Here is an 18352-nt window from a genome sequence, read left to right on the forward strand (position 1 = left end):
ATGGACCGGCTCCTCTCCATTCCCCTCTTGCTGCTGTTCGCGGGGGCGGCGTCGATCGCGATGATGGGCCCGGCGATCCTCGCCCTTTACGTCGAGGACTTCCACGACGCCCGCAGCTTTCTGCATTCGTCTCTTCTGGGCTTTCTCGTCACCTCGCTGCTGGTCATCACGCGGACCGGGCTGCCCAACAACCGCAACGACCTGCGCCAGCTTTTCGCGCTGCTTCTGGCCTTCATCCTGCTGCCTGCGATGCTGGCGGTGCCGTTCCACCAGGCGGTGCGCAACACGAGCTTTCTCAACGCCTATGTGGAGATGGTCTCGGCGCTGACCACGACCGGGGCGACCTTGTTCGACCCCGCGCGGCTGTCGCTGGCCGAACATCTCTGGCGGGCGCAGGTGGGCTGGATGGGGGGACTTCTGATGTGGATCGCCGCGGCGGCGATCCTCGCGCCGCTGACGCTGGGCGGATTCGAGGTTACCGCCGTGTCGGAGCCGGGCCAGGGCACCGCGCCCGGTGCCGCGCATCGCGACAAGGCCGATCCACGCCAGCGGCTGGCGCGCGCGGTGCATGCGCTGGTGCCCACGTATATCGGCCTGACGCTCGCGCTCTGGCTTCTGCTGATGGTCACCGGCGACACGCCTTTCGTGGCGATCTGCCACGCGATGTCGACCATGGCCACCTCGGGCATATCGCCCATCGGCGGGCTCGAACAGGCGCCCTCGGGCTTCTGGGGCGAAGCGGTGGTGTTCTGCTTTCTGTTCTTCGCGCTCTCGCGCCTGACCTTCTCGAACGACACCTCCGCCGCGCGGCGTCAGGGGCTTCTGAACGATCCGGAGTTTCGGATCGGCATCTCCATCGTTGCCGCCGTGCCGCTGATCCTCTTCGCGCGGCACTGGCTTGCCTCCTTCGACATCGGCACCGAGGAAAACGTGGTCCTAGCGCTGCGGGCCTTCTGGGGCGCGGCCTTCACCACGCTTTCCTTCCTCACCACGACGGGCTTCGAAAGCGCCGACTGGGCGCAGGCGCAGGGCTGGTCGGGGCTGAACACGCCGGGGCTGATCCTCATGGGCCTCGCCATCATCGGTGGCGGGGTGGCGACGACCGCGGGCGGGGTGAAGCTCTTGCGGGTCTTCATCCTCTATCTCAACGGCAAGCGCGAGCTAGAGCGGCTGATCCATCCCAACTCGGTCGGGCGGTCGGGCCTTCTCAGCCGCCGCACGCGGCGCGAGGGCGCTTTCATCGCCTGGGTTTTCTTCATGATCTTCGCGCTGACCATCGCGGTGATGGTGCTGGCCTTCTCGGTCCAGGGCATCGCCTTCGAAGGCGCCTTCGTGATGACCATCGCGGGGTTGACCAATACCGGCCCGCTGGTGGCGCTGGCCACCGAGATGCCGCTGCCGCTGGCGCAATATGCGCCTTCGGTGAAGGTGACGCTGGCGGCGGCGATGATCCTCGGGCGGCTGGAAGTGCTGGCGATCGTGGTCATGCTGTCGCCGGAACTGTGGCGCGATTGACGGCAGCGGACCGCCGCGGCTGGGGAAATTCCCGATTTGCTCTGGAAAGTCGGAAGTCGGCAGACCATACTCCCCTCTGGCGAGGGGCACCGCGTTGCGCGGTGCGAAGAAGAATAAAAGGCTTTTCAATGGCTTCCGATAGACAGAATCTCCAGGATGCATTTCTTAACCATGTTCGGAAAACCAAGGTCCCGGTGACCGTTTTCCTCATCAACGGCGTCAAATTGCAGGGCGTCATCACCTGGTTCGACAACTTCTGTGTGCTCCTGCGGCGCGACGGGCAGTCGCAGCTGGTCTACAAGCATGCAATCAGCACGATCATGCCGGCCCAGCCGATCAACCTTTATGATGGTGACGGCGAGGGATCTTGAACGAACACGATCCGCACGTCACCCGCGCCTGGGTTCTGCACCCCGACATCAAGAGCGACCGCGACCGACGCGATGCCGAGATCGGCCTCGCCGAAGCGGTTGCACTTGCCGTGGCGCTGCCGAATCTCGAAGTCGTCGGCCAGACCATCGTGCCGCTGCCGAAACCGCATCCCGGCGAGCTTTTCGGCTCGGGCAAGATCGCCGAGCTGAAAGAGCTGTTTCACGAGCACGAGGTCGAGCTGGTGCTCGTCGACGGGCCCGTGACGCCGGTGCAGCAGCGCAATCTGGAGCGCGCCTGGAAGGTGAAGCTTCTGGACCGGACGGGCCTGATCCTCGAGATCTTCTCGGACCGCGCGGCCACCCGCGAGGGCGTGCTGCAGGTCGAGATGGCGCATCTGAGCTACCAGCGCACGCGGCTGGTGCGGGCCTGGACCCACCTCGAACGGCAGCGCGGCGGGCTGGGCTTCGTGGGTGGCCCCGGCGAGACGCAGATCGAGGCCGACCGGCGGGCCATCGACGAACAGCTCGTGCGCCTGCGCCGGCAGCTCGACAAGGTCGTGCGGACCCGCAGCCTGCACCGCGCGGCGCGCGCCAAGGTGCCTTATCCGATCGTGGCGCTGGTGGGCTATACCAACGCGGGCAAGTCGACCCTGTTCAACCGGATGACCGGGGCCGAGGTGATGGCCAAGGACATGCTTTTCGCGACGCTCGACCCGACCATGCGCGCGGTGAAGCTGGCCTCCGGGCCCGAGGTCATCCTGTCGGATACGGTGGGCTTCATCTCGAACCTGCCGACGGAGCTTGTCGCGGCGTTCCGCGCCACGCTCGAAGAGGTCACCGCCGCCGATCTCATCGTGCATGTGCGCGACATCGCCCATCCCAATTCCGAAGAGCAGGCGAACGACGTGCGCGCCATCATCGCCTCGCTCGGCGTGCTCGAGACGACGCCCCAGATCGAGGTCTGGAACAAGCTCGACCAGCTCGATCCCGAGGCCAAGGAGGGGTTCAGCGCCCGGGCCGCCCGCGAAGACGGGATCTACGCGCTGTCGGCCTGGACCGGGGAAGGGATGGACGCGCTGCTCGAGGGTATCGCCCAGCGGCTCGAGGGCGAGACGCGGGAGGATCACCTGCGGCTTGGCTTCGACGAGGGCCGCAAGCGTGCCTGGCTCTTCGAGCGGGGCCTCGTGGAAGACGAGGTTCAGGACGAAGACGGCTACGCGCTGAACGTGCGCTGGACGGCCCGGGAGGCTGCGCAGTTCGAGAAGCTGTAAGACAGGGTGACGGGCGCGCAGCCAGCGGCCCCATGCGACCCCGATCGGTGCGCGGCACCGCCCTTTTGAGTATTGCACCAGTGACCGGTTGCCGGATCCCGCTTGGTGCAGGGTCCGGCATTGGCTAGCGGCGCACGAGGTCGCGACCGGGCATCTCTCCGATCAGGTTGCATTGCGGAGAGTTGCACTGACAATTGTTCGGAGTGTCGGTGATCGCGCCGTTGATCAGGTCGATCATCGCCATCCGGTCGCCGCTTTCGACCGCCGCTGTCAGGCGCAGGTTCCAAAGCTGCGTCCGACCGGCGACCAGGGCGCGTCTTGCCTCGCTCGCCGTCTTCATCTGCTGCTGGGTCAGCATGCTGTCGCCCCTAGCGGCGGATCGCGCCGCCGGGATTGACGATGGTGCCGAGACCCTCCTGCAGCGCACCGCACTGGACGTTGCATCCGCAATTGTTGATGTCGTCCTCCACCGAGGCGCCGATGCGCTCCATCACCGCCTTGGCGTCGCCGGTTTCGGCCGCCGCCTGGAGCCGCAGGTTCCAAAGCTGGGTCTGCGCCGTCAGCTTGGCCTGCTTGGCCTCGGTCACGGCCTTGAGCTGTTCTTTCGTGAAAGCCATTGTTCCGCTCCTTACCGCCGGGTGATGCCGGGATTGACGAGCCCGCCGAGATCGGGGTCCTGCAGCGCGCCGCACTGAACGTTGCAGCCGCAATTGTCGATCTTGTCCTCGACGGGGCTCTTCAGGTGATCGAGCACGGAGGAGATGTCACCGGCCTCCACCAGCGCCTCCAGCCGCGTGTTCCACAGCGTCATCTGCGCGTCGACGATCTGTTTTCGCGCCGCCATGGCTTCGGTCGCCATCTTCTTGGTATCCATAACACATTCCTTTCAAATCAATTTCGGTTGGGTCGGGCGGCTCATCCGCCCCGGGATCCCCGAACGTCATGCCGGGGATGGCTGGCGCGCCTCCTGTAATTGGTGCGCGGCAACTGTGACCATGCGTTCGTAATCCGCAGGGGTGAACGGGCAGGGCGGCTCGCCCTGGTCCATCGCGGCCAGCGGGCAGGCCCGGCTCTGGCAGGCCGCCGAGAAGGAGCAGGTCCCGCATTTGCCCGATGGGGAATGGGGCTCGGTCCAGGCGCGCCACTTGGCGCGGTCGATCTCGAGCGTGCCGTCGGGATAAAGCCGGCCCACCTTGTTGCGGTCGTCCTCGAACGCCACGGTGCATTTGTAGATCGTCCCGTCCGAGCCCACGACCATGGACGAGGCCTTGCCCGCATAGCAGGCGGCCCCGTGGGGCTTCAGCGCATCGAGCGCCGAGGTCGCCGGGAAGCCGTGGCAGGCGGCCTGGTCGATGAGGCCAAGCCGCGCGGCGGAGGCGCTTTGTTCCTCGACCACGGCCATTTCGCGATCGTTGGGTCCGCCCCAGCGTCCGACCGCGTGGAAATCGAGGAAGAAGCGCGGATCGTCCGAAAGGTGTGGCGCCGCCTCCTTCAGGAAATCGTCAATGGTGCGGATGGTCAGGGGATTGAAATTCACCCGCACGGCGACGCTGAAATCGCGGCTCTGCGCGGTCATGCCGATCAGGTTCTTGAAGATCCGCCGATAGGTGGGCTGGCCGCCGCGCAACCGGCGCACGGTGTCATGCGCCTCTTCCGAGCCGTCGATGGTGATCTGGAAATGCTGCACCCCGGCATCGAGAAGACGTCCGACGGTGGCCTCGTCAAGGAAATATCCATTGGTGGTGATGGCAGCGCGGTAGCGAATGCCTGCATTTTCGCAAAGCGACTGGAACGCGGCGGAGAGCTCGTAGATCACGTCGCGCGCAAGGCACGGCTCGCCCCCGAACCAGCCCACGTTCAGAAGGCGGATATCGGGCATCTGGCGGGCGATGTAGGCCTTGAGGCCCGCGACGATGTCGGGGGACATCTTGCCGCGCGCGAAACTCTCATAGCAGTAGGTGCAGCGGAAATTGCAATCCTCATGCGGCAGGATGATGAGATGCGTGCCGAAGTCGCGCTCGCGTCGGAGCAGGTCCTCGGCGCGCTTTTCCTCGCGCAGCGCCTCGTCCACCACGAAACCCTGACGATACAATTCCTGCGCGAAGGCGTCGCGCGCGGTGAGCACCGGCTGGATATCGCGGTTCTTGGCCCTGAGCGGCGCGAGCCAGGGCGCCATGCGCCGCGCGATTTCGGGCGGCACGACCATCAGCGCGCCCATGAACGAATTGTGCAGGTATCCCCCGCCATCTGTGTGATCGGGAATGAATCGGCAATAGCGGGACGCCCGCCAAACGGGATCCGAATGGGTCATGAAAATGCTCCGGGATGGAAAAATGTGAACGATACGGAATCGACCAATGACGCGATTATACCACGAATCGGGCGTCGTTCGTATGCGGGAATACCTGACTGAAAAGGGGCCGCCGCCGGTAGGACCTATTCCGCGGCGGGCACCAGTTCGGTGATCCCCACCGCCGCAGCGCGCGCCAGATCGGGGTCGAGGGACATCGGGATGTATTCCCCCCGGCGCCAGAGCTGTCCGAGGTCGTCGTAATGGCGCGACAGAAAATGCCCCGACTGACCCGTCGAGGTGATGAAGACCGACGAGTCCGGATCGGCGAAGTCGTAGACCCCGCGATAGCCCGCGCCATGCACGTTCAGGAACGGGTTCGGCCCGCGTCCGCGCGTGGCGCCGCGCTGCAGCGTGAAATCGCCGCCGCTGGTGGATTGGCGGATATTCACGAAGGCCTGCAGCACCGGCACCTCGCCCAGCACCTCGTGGTCGTGGGTGGCCTCGTGCGCATCGCCCCAGCGCAGCGAGGCAAGCGTGGTGTTGTAGGTCTCCTCGATCCAGATCAGCGCGTCGTCGAGGGCGAGCCGGGCGAGATCCGAGCAGCTTTCCTCGACCGCCGAGCGGGCCACGTCGCACCAGGCCGCGGCGCCATCGACATCGCGGTAGACCCGTTCCAGAAAGAGCGGCTCGATCCGGGTGAACTCATCGGCGAGCGGGCCCAGATCGTCACGAATGAGCCGGTCCTGCAGGAAGCGCAGCCAGGCCGCGTAGATCAGCGGCTCCGGCAGATGCTCGCTCATCTCGCCGTTCCATTCGGCCAGCAGGTCAAGCGCATCGCGCCGGCGGCGTTCCGGCGTGCCCTCGGGGGCCGCCTCGCCGGTGAACCACAGGTCGGCACCGATCAGGGGCAGCAGCGTGCGCGCGGCCTCGGACACGGTGTCGAGCTGGAACTCGATGAAGCTGTCGCGGGTATGGACCTCGCGGCCCTGCATCAGCGTGCGCCAGCGCTGCACCCGCTGGCTGTCGCCCCATTCGTAGCTGACATGGAGCGGGAAGGGCCGGTCGAGCACCTTGTTGTTGGTGTTGCCGACGATCCCGCCCAGCGGATCGGCGAAGCGCGGATTGGCGCTGTAGGGCAGGCTGCCCTGCCAGCGATTTGCCGCGATCCAGCCGGGCGCGGGCATTCGGCCCTGGCTTTGATGGGCATCGTCGCGGGCGGGCATGGCGCCGATGAGCTGCATCGCGACCTCGGTGCCGTCGGTCAGCGTCAGCATCTGCGAGGGCGCGACATAGGCCTCGCTTTGGGCGATCGCGTCGTCGATGGTCTCGGCGTACATCAGGCCCACCGCCGCGGTCAGCGAGGTGTCGGCGGGCGACAGCGCGGTCCAGGACAACGCCATCACGTGTCCGGGCGGCGTGATCGCGCCCAGGTCGAACTGCGTGCCGGGCAGGACCGGGCCGTTCTCGGTCCAGCGCAGGGTGACGGTGACGGGGGTGGCATCCTTGATGTTGATGATCGAGCGCCGGGTCTCGAAGCGCCGCCAGCCCTCGGGGCCCTGGTACTGGTCGGGATTGTCCGGGTTGAGCTTTTCGAGAAACAGGTCTTGATCGTCGAGATAGGACGAGGTCAGCCCCCATCCCAGCGCCTCCGACCGGCCCACCATGATCGCCGGAATGCCCGGAATCGTGCCGCCGATCACCCCGCCCGACGAGAGCTGCATGCGGGCGAGGTACCAGATCGCGGGCGCGGTAAAGCCCAGATGCGGATCGTTGGCCAGAAGCGCGCCCCCCGAGGCCGAGCGCGTGGGATCGGCCGCCCAGGCGTTCGACGCACCGGCAAGGCCATGCTCCGGCACCGGCCAGAACCCGCCCTTGGGGGCGGCGGCGATGCGGGTCTGGCCGGTGGCTCCGGGCGCGAGGCTGGAATATTCCGGCAGCACGGCCGTGCCGGTGCCGGGCACGTCGGGCAGGATGTCGGCCAGCCGATCGGCATCGTCGAGCGCGAGAGAGGTTCGCGCGCGCAGCACCTCGTTCGACAGGTGGCCCGAGAGCTGCAGTGCCATCAGTTTGACGATGGCCAGCGAATCCGCCGGTTGCCAGGGCGCGAGCTCCGCCCCGAAGAGGAAGAACTCGGGCGCGCCGCGGCCGAGGCTTTCGCGGTTGATCTCGTCGATGCGCGCGTTCACGCCATCCGCATAGGCCCGAAGCGCGGCCTTCGTGCGGTCGTCCTGCGCCGCGACGCTCCGCCGGGCCAGCGTGTAGAGATCGAGCCTGCGCAACAGGTTGTCGGTCTCGACCGTGCGCGTGCCGAAGACCTCGGAGAGGCGGCCCTGAACGGTGCGGCGCATCAGCGTCATCTGCCACAGCCGGTCCTGCGCATGCACGTAACCGAGCCCGAAAAAGGCGTCCCGGTCGGTCGCGGCCATGATATGCGGCACGTTGGAGTTGTCGCGCACGATCTCCAGGGCCTGGTCGAGCCCCGTCACCGCCGCCCGCACGTCGTAATCCGGTAGCGACCGCGCGCCCAGGTAATAGACCAGCATGACGGCCAGCGCGCCCAGGATCAGCGCCACGCCCACAAGGCGCACAAGCCAGCGAAAGATGATCCGCATATCGCCCTCTCTCCGCGCGCCCGAACTGGCGCCGCTCTCACCGGGCACTAAACCCTATGCCGGAGCTTGCCAAGTCGCTGCCCGGGGGCGACAAAGCCCCTGAAACATACGGACAAGAGGGAGACAGGCCATGGCGAAATGCGCATTTTTGGGGCTCGGCGTGATGGGATACCCGATGGCGGGGCATCTGCAGGCCAAGGGGCACAACGTGACCGTCTACAACCGCACCTTCGCCAAGGCCGAAGCCTGGGCGTCGGAGCATGGCGGCGCGGCCCAGCAAACCCCGCGCGCGGCGGCCGAGGGCATGGATTTCGTCATGTCCTGCGTCGGCAATGACGACGATCTGCGCTCGGTCTGCCTCGGCGAGGACGGTGCGTTCGCGGGCATGAAGGACGGCGCGATCTTCGTCGATCACACCACCGTTTCGGCGGAGGTGACGGCGGAGCTTTACGCCGCCGCGAAGGAAAAGGGCATCGCCTTCGTGGATGCGCCGATCTCGGGCGGGCAGGCGGGGGCCGAGAATGGCGCGCTGTCGGTGATGTGCGGCGGCGACGCGGAGGCCTATGCCAAGGCCGAGCCGGTGATCGACGCCTATGCGAAACTCTGCCGCCGCATCGGGGAAAGCGGCGCGGGCCAGATGACCAAGATGTGCAACCAGATCGCCATTGCGGGCCTCGTCCAGGGCCTCTCGGAGGCGCTGCATTTCGCCGAGAAGGCGGGGCTCGACGGCCGCGCGGTGGTCGAGGTGATCAGCCAGGGCGCGGCAGGCTCCTGGCAGATGCAGAACCGCTACGAGACCATGCTCGACGACCATTTCGACCACGGCTTCGCGGTGGACTGGATGCGCAAGGATCTGGGCATCTGCCTCAAGACCGGCGACGAGGTCGGTGCGTCGCTGCCGGTCACCGCTCTGGTCGACCAGTTCTACAAGGACGTGCAGAAGATGGGCGGCGGGCGCTGGGACACGTCGAGCCTCATCAAGCGGCTGCGCGCGCCGGGTTGAGGCCCGGTTGCGCCATGCAGGAATATATCCTTGAAATCATATACCACAAAACGTATATTGTGAGCGTGGATGGCGGGGCGGCCCTGCGCCATGCGTAAGGTCGCCCCGTTGCCCGCCTACCACGATGCGGTGCTCGACGAGTTCCGCGCGTTGTCGCGGCCCTGCGTGGCCGGGGCGGAATTCCTGCTCGAGGAGTTGGAAAGCGCCGATCCCGACCCCGACGAGCGCTGCGGCCTGCTGGAGGATCGCTATGAGATCTACACGCTCGCCATCCCGGGCTGTCGCGGCACCGCTCTCGCGCTGGCGCTCGATACCGCGCGGCGGCCGCCCTGGCCGTGCCTTCTGCTGGGGCTCATGTCGCGCCGCGGCGATCTCTGCGAGGCCGCCCGCCGCCGCGCCACGCAACACCTGTCCCTGATCGACCCAAGCTGGGAGCCCGCCCATGGCAAAGACTAGTTTCCGATCCCACCTGAACGCCGCCCGGCCAGATATCGCCGAGGCCAAGCGCGGCCACGAGATGAAGCGCAAGCTGGCGCTCGCCCTGCGCGCCCTGCGCAAGGAGAAGGGGCTGACGCAGAAGGATATCGAGGCGCGGTCGGATCTGACCCAGCCGATGATCTCGCGGCTCGAACAGCCCACCGGCGCGCTGCCCAACTGGGATACCGTGACCCGCTATGTCGAGGCCTGCGGCGGGCACATGCTCATCAGCTTCTCGGGCGCCAAGGTAGACGAGGAGGCGTTTCTCGACGCCCAGCCGCCACGGGCCGAAACCGTCGCGGCCATCGCCGTTTAATGGCGCCGGCCGAGCTGCATTGGTGGCTGAACCTCGCCGCGGCTTCGGGTATCGCCGTGCTGGCCGTGCCGGCCTGGTCGCTCAATTCCCGCAAGAAGAAACTGCAGGCGGTGCAGGATGCGCTGCCGCAGACGCCCGAGACGTTCCGCGACAGCGTGAAGGGTATTCTCGGCGACAAATGGCGCCGCGACGTGGCCGCCTGGCGCCGGATCGACGAGGTCTGCCTGGCGCTGGGATACCTTCTGCTTCTGGGCAGCGCGGTCCTGCGGCTCTTCGTGCCCATCCCCTGATATGGCGCTTCCGGGCGCAGGGGGCGCGATATCCGGCCGTGCCCGCGTCCGCCGGATGCATGCCCAACGCCTGCCGCGCATTTGCCTTCCGCGCTTTTGCCCATTGTCTTTTGACACTTTTCCCGCGTAATGTGACCGTGTTGGCGAGCAGCGTCTCGCCCCCGAATTCGCTGAACGGACAGGATTTCCGGGCCTTACCGGTCCCGCCCGTCCCGACAGACCGATGCGGCCGCAAGGCCATCTCACTCCGCCCGTGCCGCAACCGATGTGGTGCCGGGTTATCAAATCGGCGCCAGGTCCGGACATGTTCCGGCGCGCGCCAGGGACCAAATGCGATGATCCACGCGACAGAGACGAGGCAGGATATGCGCGGCACAGACGTGTCCGCATGCCGCCCGCGCTTGTTGCGTGCATCGCTCAGACAAGACACAGGCTCATCACCTCTCCGCACCGACAGGGGCGGGGGGTCGAGGCCGTGCAAACGGACAATATGGCAAAGAAGATGCTCATCGACGCCACCCACGCGGAAGAGACCCGCGTCGTGGTGGTCGACGGAAACAAGGTCGAGGAATTCGACTTCGAATCGGAAAACAAGCGGCAGCTCGCGGGCAATATCTACCTCGCAAAGGTAACGCGCGTCGAACCCTCGCTGCAGGCGGCCTTCGTCGATTACGGCGGCAACCGCCACGGCTTCCTGGCCTTCTCGGAAATCCACCCCGATTATTACCAGATCCCCGTCGCCGACCGTCAGGCGCTGATGGAGGAAGAAGAGGCCCAGGCGCGCGCCGAGGCCGAGGACGAACAGCCCAAGAGCAAGTCGCGCCGGCGTTCCCGGTCGCGCAAGCCCGAGGCCGAGAAGACCGTCTCGGACGATGCCGTGGCAACGAAGTCCGCCGACGGCCCCGCCGGCATGGAGACCATCGATCTCAGCGAGGACGAGGGCAGCGAAACGGACGATCCCGCCGAAGGGCTGTCGCCGATGGAGACCGTGGCCGAAACCCCGGTCGAGGAGCCTGAGGGCGATAGCGCCGAGCCCGGCGACGACGACGAGGACGCCCCCAAGGCGGCCGCGGACGAGGCCGGCGAGGACGATCACGGCGATGCCGCGGCGCGCGACGAGTCGATCGAATCCGTCGCCGACGACGACACCGAGGAAGATATCCGCCCGGCCCGCAAGCCGCGGGCCCGCCGCTACAAGATCCAGGAAGTCATCAAGGTCCGCCAGATCCTGCTGGTGCAGGTCGTCAAGGAAGAGCGCGGCAACAAGGGTGCTGCGCTCACCACCTACCTGTCGCTCGCCGGTCGGTATTGCGTGCTGATGCCCAACACCGCCCGTGGCGGCGGCATCAGCCGCAAGATCACCAACGCGGCCGACCGTTCCAAGCTCAAGGAGATCGCGAACTCGATCGAAGTTCCGAAAGGCGCGGGGCTCATCATCCGCACCGCGGGCGCCAAGCGCACCAAGACCGAGATCAAGCGCGATTACGAATACCTCCAGCGCCTGTGGGAGCAGATCCGCGAGCTGACGCTCAAGTCGATCGCGCCGGCGAAGATCTACGAAGAGGGCGACTTGATCAAACGGTCGATCCGCGATCTCTATAATCGCGACATCGACGAGGTCTTCGTGGAGGGCGAGCGCGGCTACCGCATCGCCAAGGACTTCATGAAGATGATCATGCCGTCCCACGCCAAGAACGTGAAACTCTACAACGACCAGATGCCGCTCTTCGCGCGCTACCAGGTCGAAAGCTACCTCAGCTCGATGTTCAACCCGACGGTGCAGCTCAAATCGGGCGGTTACATCGTGATCGGCGTGACCGAGGCGCTGGTGGCCATCGACGTGAACTCGGGCAGAGCGACCAAGGAAGGCTCGATCGAGGAGACCGCGCTCAAGACCAACCTCGAGGCCGCCGAGGAAGTGGCCCGCCAGCTGCGCCTGCGCGACCTTGCGGGGCTCATCGTGATCGACTTCATCGACATGGACGAGCGCAAGAACAACGCCGCGGTCGAGAAGAAGATCAAGGACAAGCTGAAGACCGACCGCGCGCGCATCCAGGTGGGCCGCATCTCGGGCTTCGGCCTGATGGAGATGTCGCGCCAGCGTCTGCGCCCCGGCATGATCGAGGCGACGACGGCCCCGTGCCCCTCCTGTCACGGCACCGGCCTGATCCGCTCGGACGACAACATGGCGCTGCAGATCCTGCGCCAGATCGAGGAAGAGGGCACGCGCCGCCGCTCGAAGGAGGTCTGCGTGAAGGCCCCGGTGGGCATCGCCAACTTCCTGATGAACCAGAAGCGCGAGCATATCGCTCAGATCGAGGCACGCTACGGCATGGCGGTGCAGATCGAGGGCGATCCGTCGCTGGTCTCGCCCGATTTCTCCATGGAGAAGTTCAAGACCGCGTCGCGCACCGTGCCCGAGGCGCTGGCCCCGGTCGTGTCGGTCGACACCTCGATCATGGATGCGATCGACGCGGACGAAGCGGCTGCCGCTGCGGCAGAGCCCGATCCGTCCGAGGCGCCGCCGGCACCGGGCGACGAGGCCGACGCGCCTTCGACCCCGTCTTCGCATTCCGGTTCTGCCGCCTCTTCCGACGAGGGCGACCAGAAGCCCAAGAAGCGCCGCCGCCGCCGTCGCCGCAGCAAGAAGAACGGCAATGGCGAGGGCTATGAGGCCCAGGGCGACGCGTCCTCCGAGAATGGCGACGCGGAGCAGTCCGAGACCTTAGCCGACGCGCCCTCCGAGGTCGCGGCGTCCGACGCAGAGCCCGCCGAGGAGACGCAGGAGAAGCCGAAGCGGACCCGCACGCGCAGCAAGAAGAAGACTGCGCCCGTCGAGGAAACCGCCGAAGCCGACGCCTCCGACGCGGCCCCGTCCGAGCCCGTTGCGGATGATCCGGCCGAAGACGCGCCGAAGCCCAAGGCCAAGCGCAAGCCTTCGACCCGCCGGAAGAAGACCGAGCCCGCCCTGGCCGAGGAGGCGGCGGACGACACCGCCCAAACCATGTCTGAGCCTGCGCCCGAGCCGCAACCCGCGCCGGTCGATGCGAAGATCGAGGAAACCCCCGCCGCCCCCGAACCGGCGGCGGTCGAGACCGGCACGGCGCCTGAGGCGCGTCCCGCTCCCGAGGAAGCCGCGGTCGAGACCACACCGGTCCCCGACCCGCAGCCCGCCCCCGAGGAGGCCGCGCCCGCGGCCGAGGAGGTGCGCCCCCTCGAGCCCGCGGAAGGCGATGTCGACGCGGCGGAGGATGCGTCCAAGCCGAAGAAACGCGGCTGGTGGAACCTCGGACGCTAAGACACAGAGGCCCCGGGATTTTCACGAAAGTCCCGGGGCACAATTCTCCAAGAAATCGTGCCGCCCGAGTTCAGCGTTTTTCGATGAGCCAGTGCATCTCCGCGCCCTCGGCGCGACTTTCCACCAGGTGGTGACCGCTTTCCCGGCAGTAATGCGGCATGTCGACCACGGCCGCGGGATCGTCCGTCGTCACCGCGATCCGCTCACCCGCATCGAGCGCGGAGAGCCGCTTGCGGGTCTTGAGAACGGGCAGGGGGCAGAGCAGCCCCCGAGCATCGAGCACATGTGTCATGACGCGAGAGCTAGGCACTCGCCGCGCCGGTGTCCAGCGCGATATTTCAGCCATACCACGGGCATGTGACGCGGCAAGGCGTGACGCCGCGCAGCCGATGGCCTAGGTCTGGATCATGTTTGGAATCGAGATCATCGATGCAGGGTTGCTGCCCGCCATGATCGTGGCGCTGATCGCCGGCGGGCTGTCCTTTCTAAGCCCCTGCGTGCTGCCCATCGTGCCGCCTTACCTGGCTTATATGTCCGGCGTCAGTGTCGCCGAGATGCAGGGCGGCGGCTCGGCGCGGGCGCGCGCCGGGATGGCCGCGCTCTTTTTCGTGTTGGGCCTGTCGACGGTGTTCATCCTGCTGGGGTTCACCGCGTCGTGGCTGGGCTCGCTGTTCCTGCAGAACCAGCTGCTGCTGGCGCGGATTTCCGGCGTGGTGGTGATCGTCTTCGGGCTGCATTTCCTCGGCGTGTTCCGCATTCCCTTCCTCGACCGCGAGGCGCGGATCGATGCGGGTGACAGCGGCGGGTCGGCTTTCGGCGCTTACGTGCTGGGCCTGGCCTTCGCCTTCGGCTGGACGCCCTGCATCGGCCCGCAGCTGGGCGCGATCCTGTCGCTCGCCGCCTCCGAGGCCAATGCCAGCCGCGGCGCGCTCTTGCTGGCGGTCTATGCCGCGGGGCTCGGCATTCCGTTCCTGCTGGCCGCGATCTTCCTGACCCGGGCGATGGGCCTGATGAACCGCATCAAGCGGCATATGGCGCTGATCGAGAAGGTGATGGGCGGGCTTCTGGTGGCGGTGGGCCTCGCGCTGGTGACCGGCGCCTTCACGGCCTTCTCCTTCTGGCTGCTGGAGACCTTCCCGGCGCTGGCCGCGCTCGGCTGACCCGCCCGGCACGACAATCGCGCCCATTTCGCCAAATTGTGCGCAAATCGCCTTAAACGCGCCGCGAAGGCGCGCTAGCCTTGCCGCGCGAGTTGGAGGACGGGCCATGGCGACGCGCCAGAGCGGGAACGGGGCAGAGGTGACGCGGCGGCGGGTGTTCTACATCCCGGGCTACGATCCGATCCATCCGCGCCGCTACCGCGAGCTCTACCGCAAGGAGGGTGCCGCGCAGGCGGCGATTTCGGGCTACGAGCTGACACTCCGCCCGAAGACCACCAAGGGCCCTTACGGCTGGCACGTGGACAGCGTGATCGACAATCAGGTCTCCAGTGCCGATATCGAGGTGCTGGTCTGGTCCGACATCGTGCGCGACTCCATGTCGACCTCGATCCCGGCGACCTATCTGAGCCTTGTCCGGACCGCGTGGGTCTATATCGCCTCGGGCGCCCTGCGGCGGCTGATGCTGCTTCGTAAGGGGCCGGTGATCGCGGCGCTTTATCCGATCGGGATGCTGCTTCTGCAGGCGCTGATCGCGCTGCTGGCGTTCTGGGCGCTCTATGCCGGGGCGCAGCTTGTCGGCCCGTTGCCGGACCTCCTCGCCCGTATCCTCGGCGGCGCTGCGGGCGTGGCGGCGGGCATCGCGATCCTGCGCTGGTTCAAGGCGCGGGACGGCAAGATCTTCGCCTATTACCTGATGCATGATTACGCCTATTCGGCGCGCCGCAAGGGCGCCAACCCGCCCGAGCTCGAGGCGCGGATGACCGCCTTCGCCGACCGGATCGCCGAGGCGCTGACCGGGGAATTCGACGAGGTGCTGGTCGTTGGGCATTCCTCGGGGGCGCATCTGGGCGTGTCGATCCTCGCTGACCTCATCCGTGCAAAGCGCGTGCCCGCAAACGGTCCGCGCCTTGCGTTTCTGTCGCTGGGCCAGGTGGTGCCCATGGTGTCCTTCCTGCCCAGGGCGGACCGGTTGCGCGCCGATCTGCATTACCTGTCGGCAAGCGACGCGCTGACCTGGGTCGATGTCACCGCACCCGGCGATGGCTGCGCCTTCGCGCTCTGCGATCCGGTCGCGGTCTCGGGGGTTGCCCCCCCGGACAAGCGCTGGCCGCTCGTCTTTTCGGCGCAATTCACTCGCTCGCTCAGCCCGGAGCGCTGGAAGGAGCTGCGCTGGCGGTTCTTCCGGCTGCATTTCCAGTATCTCTGCGCCTTCGATGCGCCGCTCGATTACGATTATTTCCAGATCACCGCGGGACCGGTGAGCCTGGCCGCGCGCTACGCGGACCGTCCGGCCTCGGCGAGCCGGATCGACATTCCGGTGTCGAAATTCACCTCCATGGCGGCATGAGACCGCCGAAACCCCGGTCACGTCCGGACCGTGTCTCGCTTCGGCATTATGCGCGGCTTTTCCGCGAAGACATCCTGTCGGCGCAGCCCGCACGGCTCTACCGGGCCTGGATGGCGGAGTTCCGCACGCCCTTCTTCCGATCCTATCTGATGAACCAGCCCGAGCTCGTAAAGACCGTGCTGAAGGACCGGCCCGGCGATTTTCCGAAATCCGACCGCGTGGGCGAGGGGCTGCGCCCGCTTCTGGGCGAGAGCGTGTTCCTGACCAACGGGGCCACCTGGGAACGCCAGCGGCGCATCATCGATCCGGCCTTTGAAGGGGGACGGCTGCGCGACACATGGGCGCCGATGTGGGAGGCCGGGCAACGCATCGTCGCGCGCCTGTCGGAGCGCACCGGCACTCCGGTCGAGATCGAGGCCGAGGCGAGCCATGCCGCGGCCGACGTCATCTTCCGCACGCTCTTCTCGATTCCCATCGAGGACGAGATCGCGCAGGCCGTCTTCCGCGAATTCCGGACCTACCAGCGCAGCCAGCCGATCCTGAACATCGCGGCCTTCGTGCCGCTGCCGCGCTGGCTGCCGCGGTTCTTCCGCTCCGACACGAAACGGGCGGCGGCGCGCATCCGCGGGCTGATCCGGCAATTGACCGAGGCGCGCATGGCGGCGATCCGCGCGGGCACCGCGCCCGACGATCTGGCCACCAAGATCATGACCACCCGCGACCCCGAAACCGGCGAGACCTTCAGCACCGACGAGATGGTCGACCAGGTGGCGATCTTCTTCCTGGCGGGGCACGAGACCTCGGCCTCGGCCTTGGCCTGGGCGCTTTACCTGCTGGCCATTCATCCCGACTGGCAGGCGCGCGTGGCTGAGGAGGCCGAGGGCATCGAAGGTGCGTTCTCGGACATGAGCCGCCTCCGGATCAGCCGCGACGTGTTCCGCGAAACCCTGCGGCTCTACCCGCCGGTGCCGATGATGGTGCGCGAGAATACCTGTCCCGAACGCTTTCGCGACCGCGACATCCGGCGCGGATCGCAGCTCGTGCTGAGCCCCTGGCATCTGCACCGGCACGAACGGCTCTGGGAGGCGCCGGACGATTTCGACCCGGCCCGCTGGGCCACCGAGAACGGCAAGACCTGTGCGCGCGACGCCTACATTCCGTTCTCGGCGGGCGCGCGCGTCTGTCCGGGGGCGGGATTCGCCATGGTCGAGGGCCCGCTTCTGATGGCTTTGATCGTGCGGGCCTTCCGGATTGCCGCCGCACCCGGTGCGGCGCCCGATCCGGTGGCGCATCTGACCGTGCGGGCGCGGGACGGAATTCACCTCGTGCTGACGCCGCGCGGGCCACACGAAGCGTGAAATCAAAGGTTTAGCGCTAAACTTAGCGCTAACCGCGCGCTGCGCTCCCTATCCTTCGCGCCCGGTATGTCGTATTTCTGGGGCGATTTGGCCCAGAAAGGACGACGCGCATGGCTCCGAACCCAGAAATCTTCGCCGCCCAGAAGGCCCGCATGAGCACGGGGCAGGGTTTCATCGCCGCGCTGGATCAATCGGGCGGCTCGACACCCAAGGCGCTGCGCCTCTACGGGGTCGACGAGGACGCCTATGACGGCGAGGACGCCATGTTCGCGGAAATCCACGAGATGCGGTCGCGAATCATCACCGCGGCGCCGTTCTCGTCCGACAAGGTGCTGGGCGCGATCCTGTTCGAGAAGACCATGCGCGGCGTGGTCGATGGCAAGCCCACCGCCGAGACGCTGTGGAGCGGCCTCGGGATCGTGCCGTTCCTGAAGATCGACAAGGGGCTCGAAGACAAGGCCGACGGCGTGCAGCTGATGAAGCCGATGCCCGGGCTCGATGCGTTGCTGCAGGAGGCGGCGGGGCTGATGATTTTCGGCACCAAGGAACGCTCGGTCATCCACGAGGCCAATGCCGACGGGATCGAGGCCATCGTCGCGCAGCAATTCGAGGTGGCCCGGCAGGTGCTGGCCGCCGGTCTCGTGCCGATCCTCGAGCCCGAGATCGACATCCATTCGCCCACCAAGGAAGCCGCCGAGGACATGCTGCTGGCCGCAATCCTGCGCCATCTGGACACGCTGGAGGAGGGCCAGGAGATCATGCTGAAACTGACCATCCCGACGAAGCCCGGCCTTTACGACCCGGCGGCGGATCACCCGCGCGTGCTGCGCGTCGTGGCGCTCTCGGGCGGCTATTCCACCGACGAGGCCTGCGCGCGGCTGGCCGAGAGCCCGAAGATGATCGCGAGCTTCAGCCGGGCGCTGACGGAGGGGCTTTCGAAGCAGCAAACCGAGGCGGAATTCACCGCGGCGCTCGGCTCCAATATCGACAAGATATACAAGGCCTCCGCGGCCTGACCTGACCGCCTGATCCGAAGGAGC

General features: G+C 66.9%; 18 protein-coding genes. 12 read left to right on the forward strand and 6 right to left on the reverse strand.

Annotated elements, in window-relative coordinates:
* The 3 genes from BW990_RS07560 (at position 1) to hflX (ending at position 3157) form a co-directional block, all read left to right on the forward strand.
* Positions 1–1515 carry a potassium transporter TrkG gene (locus BW990_RS07560; protein ID WP_076446632.1) on the forward strand — a complete coding sequence of 505 codons (1515 nt, stop codon included), beginning with the start codon at positions 1–3 and terminating at the stop codon, positions 1513–1515.
* A 128-nt stretch (positions 1516–1643) separates the two neighbouring features.
* Entirely contained in the window at positions 1644–1886 is a 243-nt protein-coding gene (gene hfq / locus BW990_RS07565; RefSeq protein ID WP_076446634.1) for an RNA chaperone Hfq, read from the forward strand.
* Entirely contained in the window at positions 1883–3157 is a 1275-nt protein-coding gene (gene hflX, locus BW990_RS07570) for a GTPase HflX (protein ID WP_076446636.1), read from the forward strand. The genes hfq and hflX overlap by 4 nt, the downstream gene beginning before the upstream one ends.
* A gap of 124 nt (positions 3158–3281) precedes the next feature.
* Here the strand turns inward: hflX and BW990_RS07575 are convergent, their stop codons facing one another.
* From BW990_RS07575 to BW990_RS07595, 5 genes are all read right to left on the reverse strand, one after another.
* On the reverse strand, positions 3282–3515 hold the full coding sequence (locus tag BW990_RS07575) for a hypothetical protein (protein WP_076446638.1): 234 nt from the start codon (positions 3513–3515) through the stop codon (positions 3282–3284).
* A 10-nt stretch (positions 3516–3525) separates the two neighbouring features.
* Complete coding sequence (locus BW990_RS07580; protein WP_076446640.1) at positions 3526–3774, reverse strand: hypothetical protein; 249 nt, start codon at positions 3772–3774, stop codon at positions 3526–3528.
* Between the two features lie 11 nt (positions 3775–3785).
* Positions 3786–4031, reverse strand: coding sequence for a hypothetical protein (locus BW990_RS07585; protein ID WP_076446643.1), 246 nt, complete (start codon positions 4029–4031; stop codon positions 3786–3788).
* A gap of 66 nt (positions 4032–4097) precedes the next feature.
* Positions 4098–5468, reverse strand: a complete 1371-nt coding sequence (locus BW990_RS07590; protein ID WP_076446645.1) for a radical SAM/SPASM domain-containing protein — start codon at positions 5466–5468, stop codon at positions 4098–4100.
* Between the two features lie 125 nt (positions 5469–5593).
* Positions 5594–8062, reverse strand: a complete 2469-nt coding sequence (locus BW990_RS07595; protein WP_076446647.1) for a penicillin acylase family protein — start codon at positions 8060–8062, stop codon at positions 5594–5596.
* 130 nt (positions 8063–8192) lie between these two features.
* Between BW990_RS07595 and BW990_RS07600 the strand changes: the two genes are divergently transcribed.
* The 5 genes from BW990_RS07600 to BW990_RS07620 all read left to right on the forward strand — a co-directional run bounded on the left by BW990_RS07600 (position 8193) and on the right by BW990_RS07620 (position 13446).
* Complete coding sequence (locus BW990_RS07600; protein ID WP_076446649.1) at positions 8193–9065, forward strand: NAD(P)-dependent oxidoreductase; 873 nt, start codon at positions 8193–8195, stop codon at positions 9063–9065.
* 90 nt (positions 9066–9155) lie between these two features.
* The gene (locus tag BW990_RS07605; RefSeq protein ID WP_143526115.1) at positions 9156–9521 is read left to right on the forward strand and encodes a hypothetical protein; all 366 of its coding nucleotides are present in this window, start codon (positions 9156–9158) and stop codon (positions 9519–9521) included.
* Positions 9508–9858: a helix-turn-helix domain-containing protein gene (locus BW990_RS07610; RefSeq protein ID WP_083950511.1), complete on the forward strand. Its 351-nt coding sequence runs from the start codon at positions 9508–9510 to the stop codon at positions 9856–9858. Before BW990_RS07605 ends, BW990_RS07610 begins: the two co-directional genes overlap by 14 nt.
* Entirely contained in the window at positions 9858–10148 is a 291-nt protein-coding gene (locus BW990_RS07615; RefSeq protein ID WP_076446655.1) for a hypothetical protein, read from the forward strand. The genes BW990_RS07610 and BW990_RS07615 overlap by 1 nt, the downstream gene beginning before the upstream one ends.
* 490 nt (positions 10149–10638) lie before the next feature.
* Positions 10639–13446, forward strand: coding sequence for an Rne/Rng family ribonuclease (locus BW990_RS07620; RefSeq protein WP_076446657.1), 2808 nt, complete (start codon positions 10639–10641; stop codon positions 13444–13446).
* 70 nt (positions 13447–13516) lie between these two features.
* On the opposite strand, the gene BW990_RS07625 is transcribed toward BW990_RS07620, so the two are convergent.
* Complete coding sequence (locus BW990_RS07625) at positions 13517–13738, reverse strand: sulfurtransferase TusA family protein (protein WP_076446659.1); 222 nt, start codon at positions 13736–13738, stop codon at positions 13517–13519.
* 115 nt (positions 13739–13853) lie between these two features.
* On the opposite strand from BW990_RS07625, the gene BW990_RS07630 reads away from it, so the two are divergent.
* The 4 genes from BW990_RS07630 (at position 13854) to BW990_RS07645 (ending at position 18328) form a co-directional block, all read left to right on the forward strand.
* Entirely contained in the window at positions 13854–14606 is a 753-nt protein-coding gene (locus BW990_RS07630; RefSeq protein WP_076446661.1) for a cytochrome c biogenesis CcdA family protein, read from the forward strand.
* A 106-nt stretch (positions 14607–14712) separates the two neighbouring features.
* Positions 14713–15954, forward strand: coding sequence for a hypothetical protein (locus BW990_RS07635; RefSeq protein ID WP_076446663.1), 1242 nt, complete (start codon positions 14713–14715; stop codon positions 15952–15954).
* Positions 15951–17312, forward strand: coding sequence for a cytochrome P450 (locus BW990_RS07640; protein ID WP_076446665.1), 1362 nt, complete (start codon positions 15951–15953; stop codon positions 17310–17312). Before BW990_RS07635 ends, BW990_RS07640 begins: the two co-directional genes overlap by 4 nt.
* Positions 17313–17422: 110 nt before the next feature.
* Positions 17423–18328, forward strand: a complete 906-nt coding sequence (locus tag BW990_RS07645) for a fructose bisphosphate aldolase (protein WP_076446667.1) — start codon at positions 17423–17425, stop codon at positions 18326–18328.
* Positions 18329–18352 lie beyond the last annotated feature (24 nt).

Source organism: Roseivivax lentus (assembly GCF_900156805.1).
Classification (GTDB): domain Bacteria; phylum Pseudomonadota; class Alphaproteobacteria; order Rhodobacterales; family Rhodobacteraceae; genus Roseivivax; species Roseivivax lentus.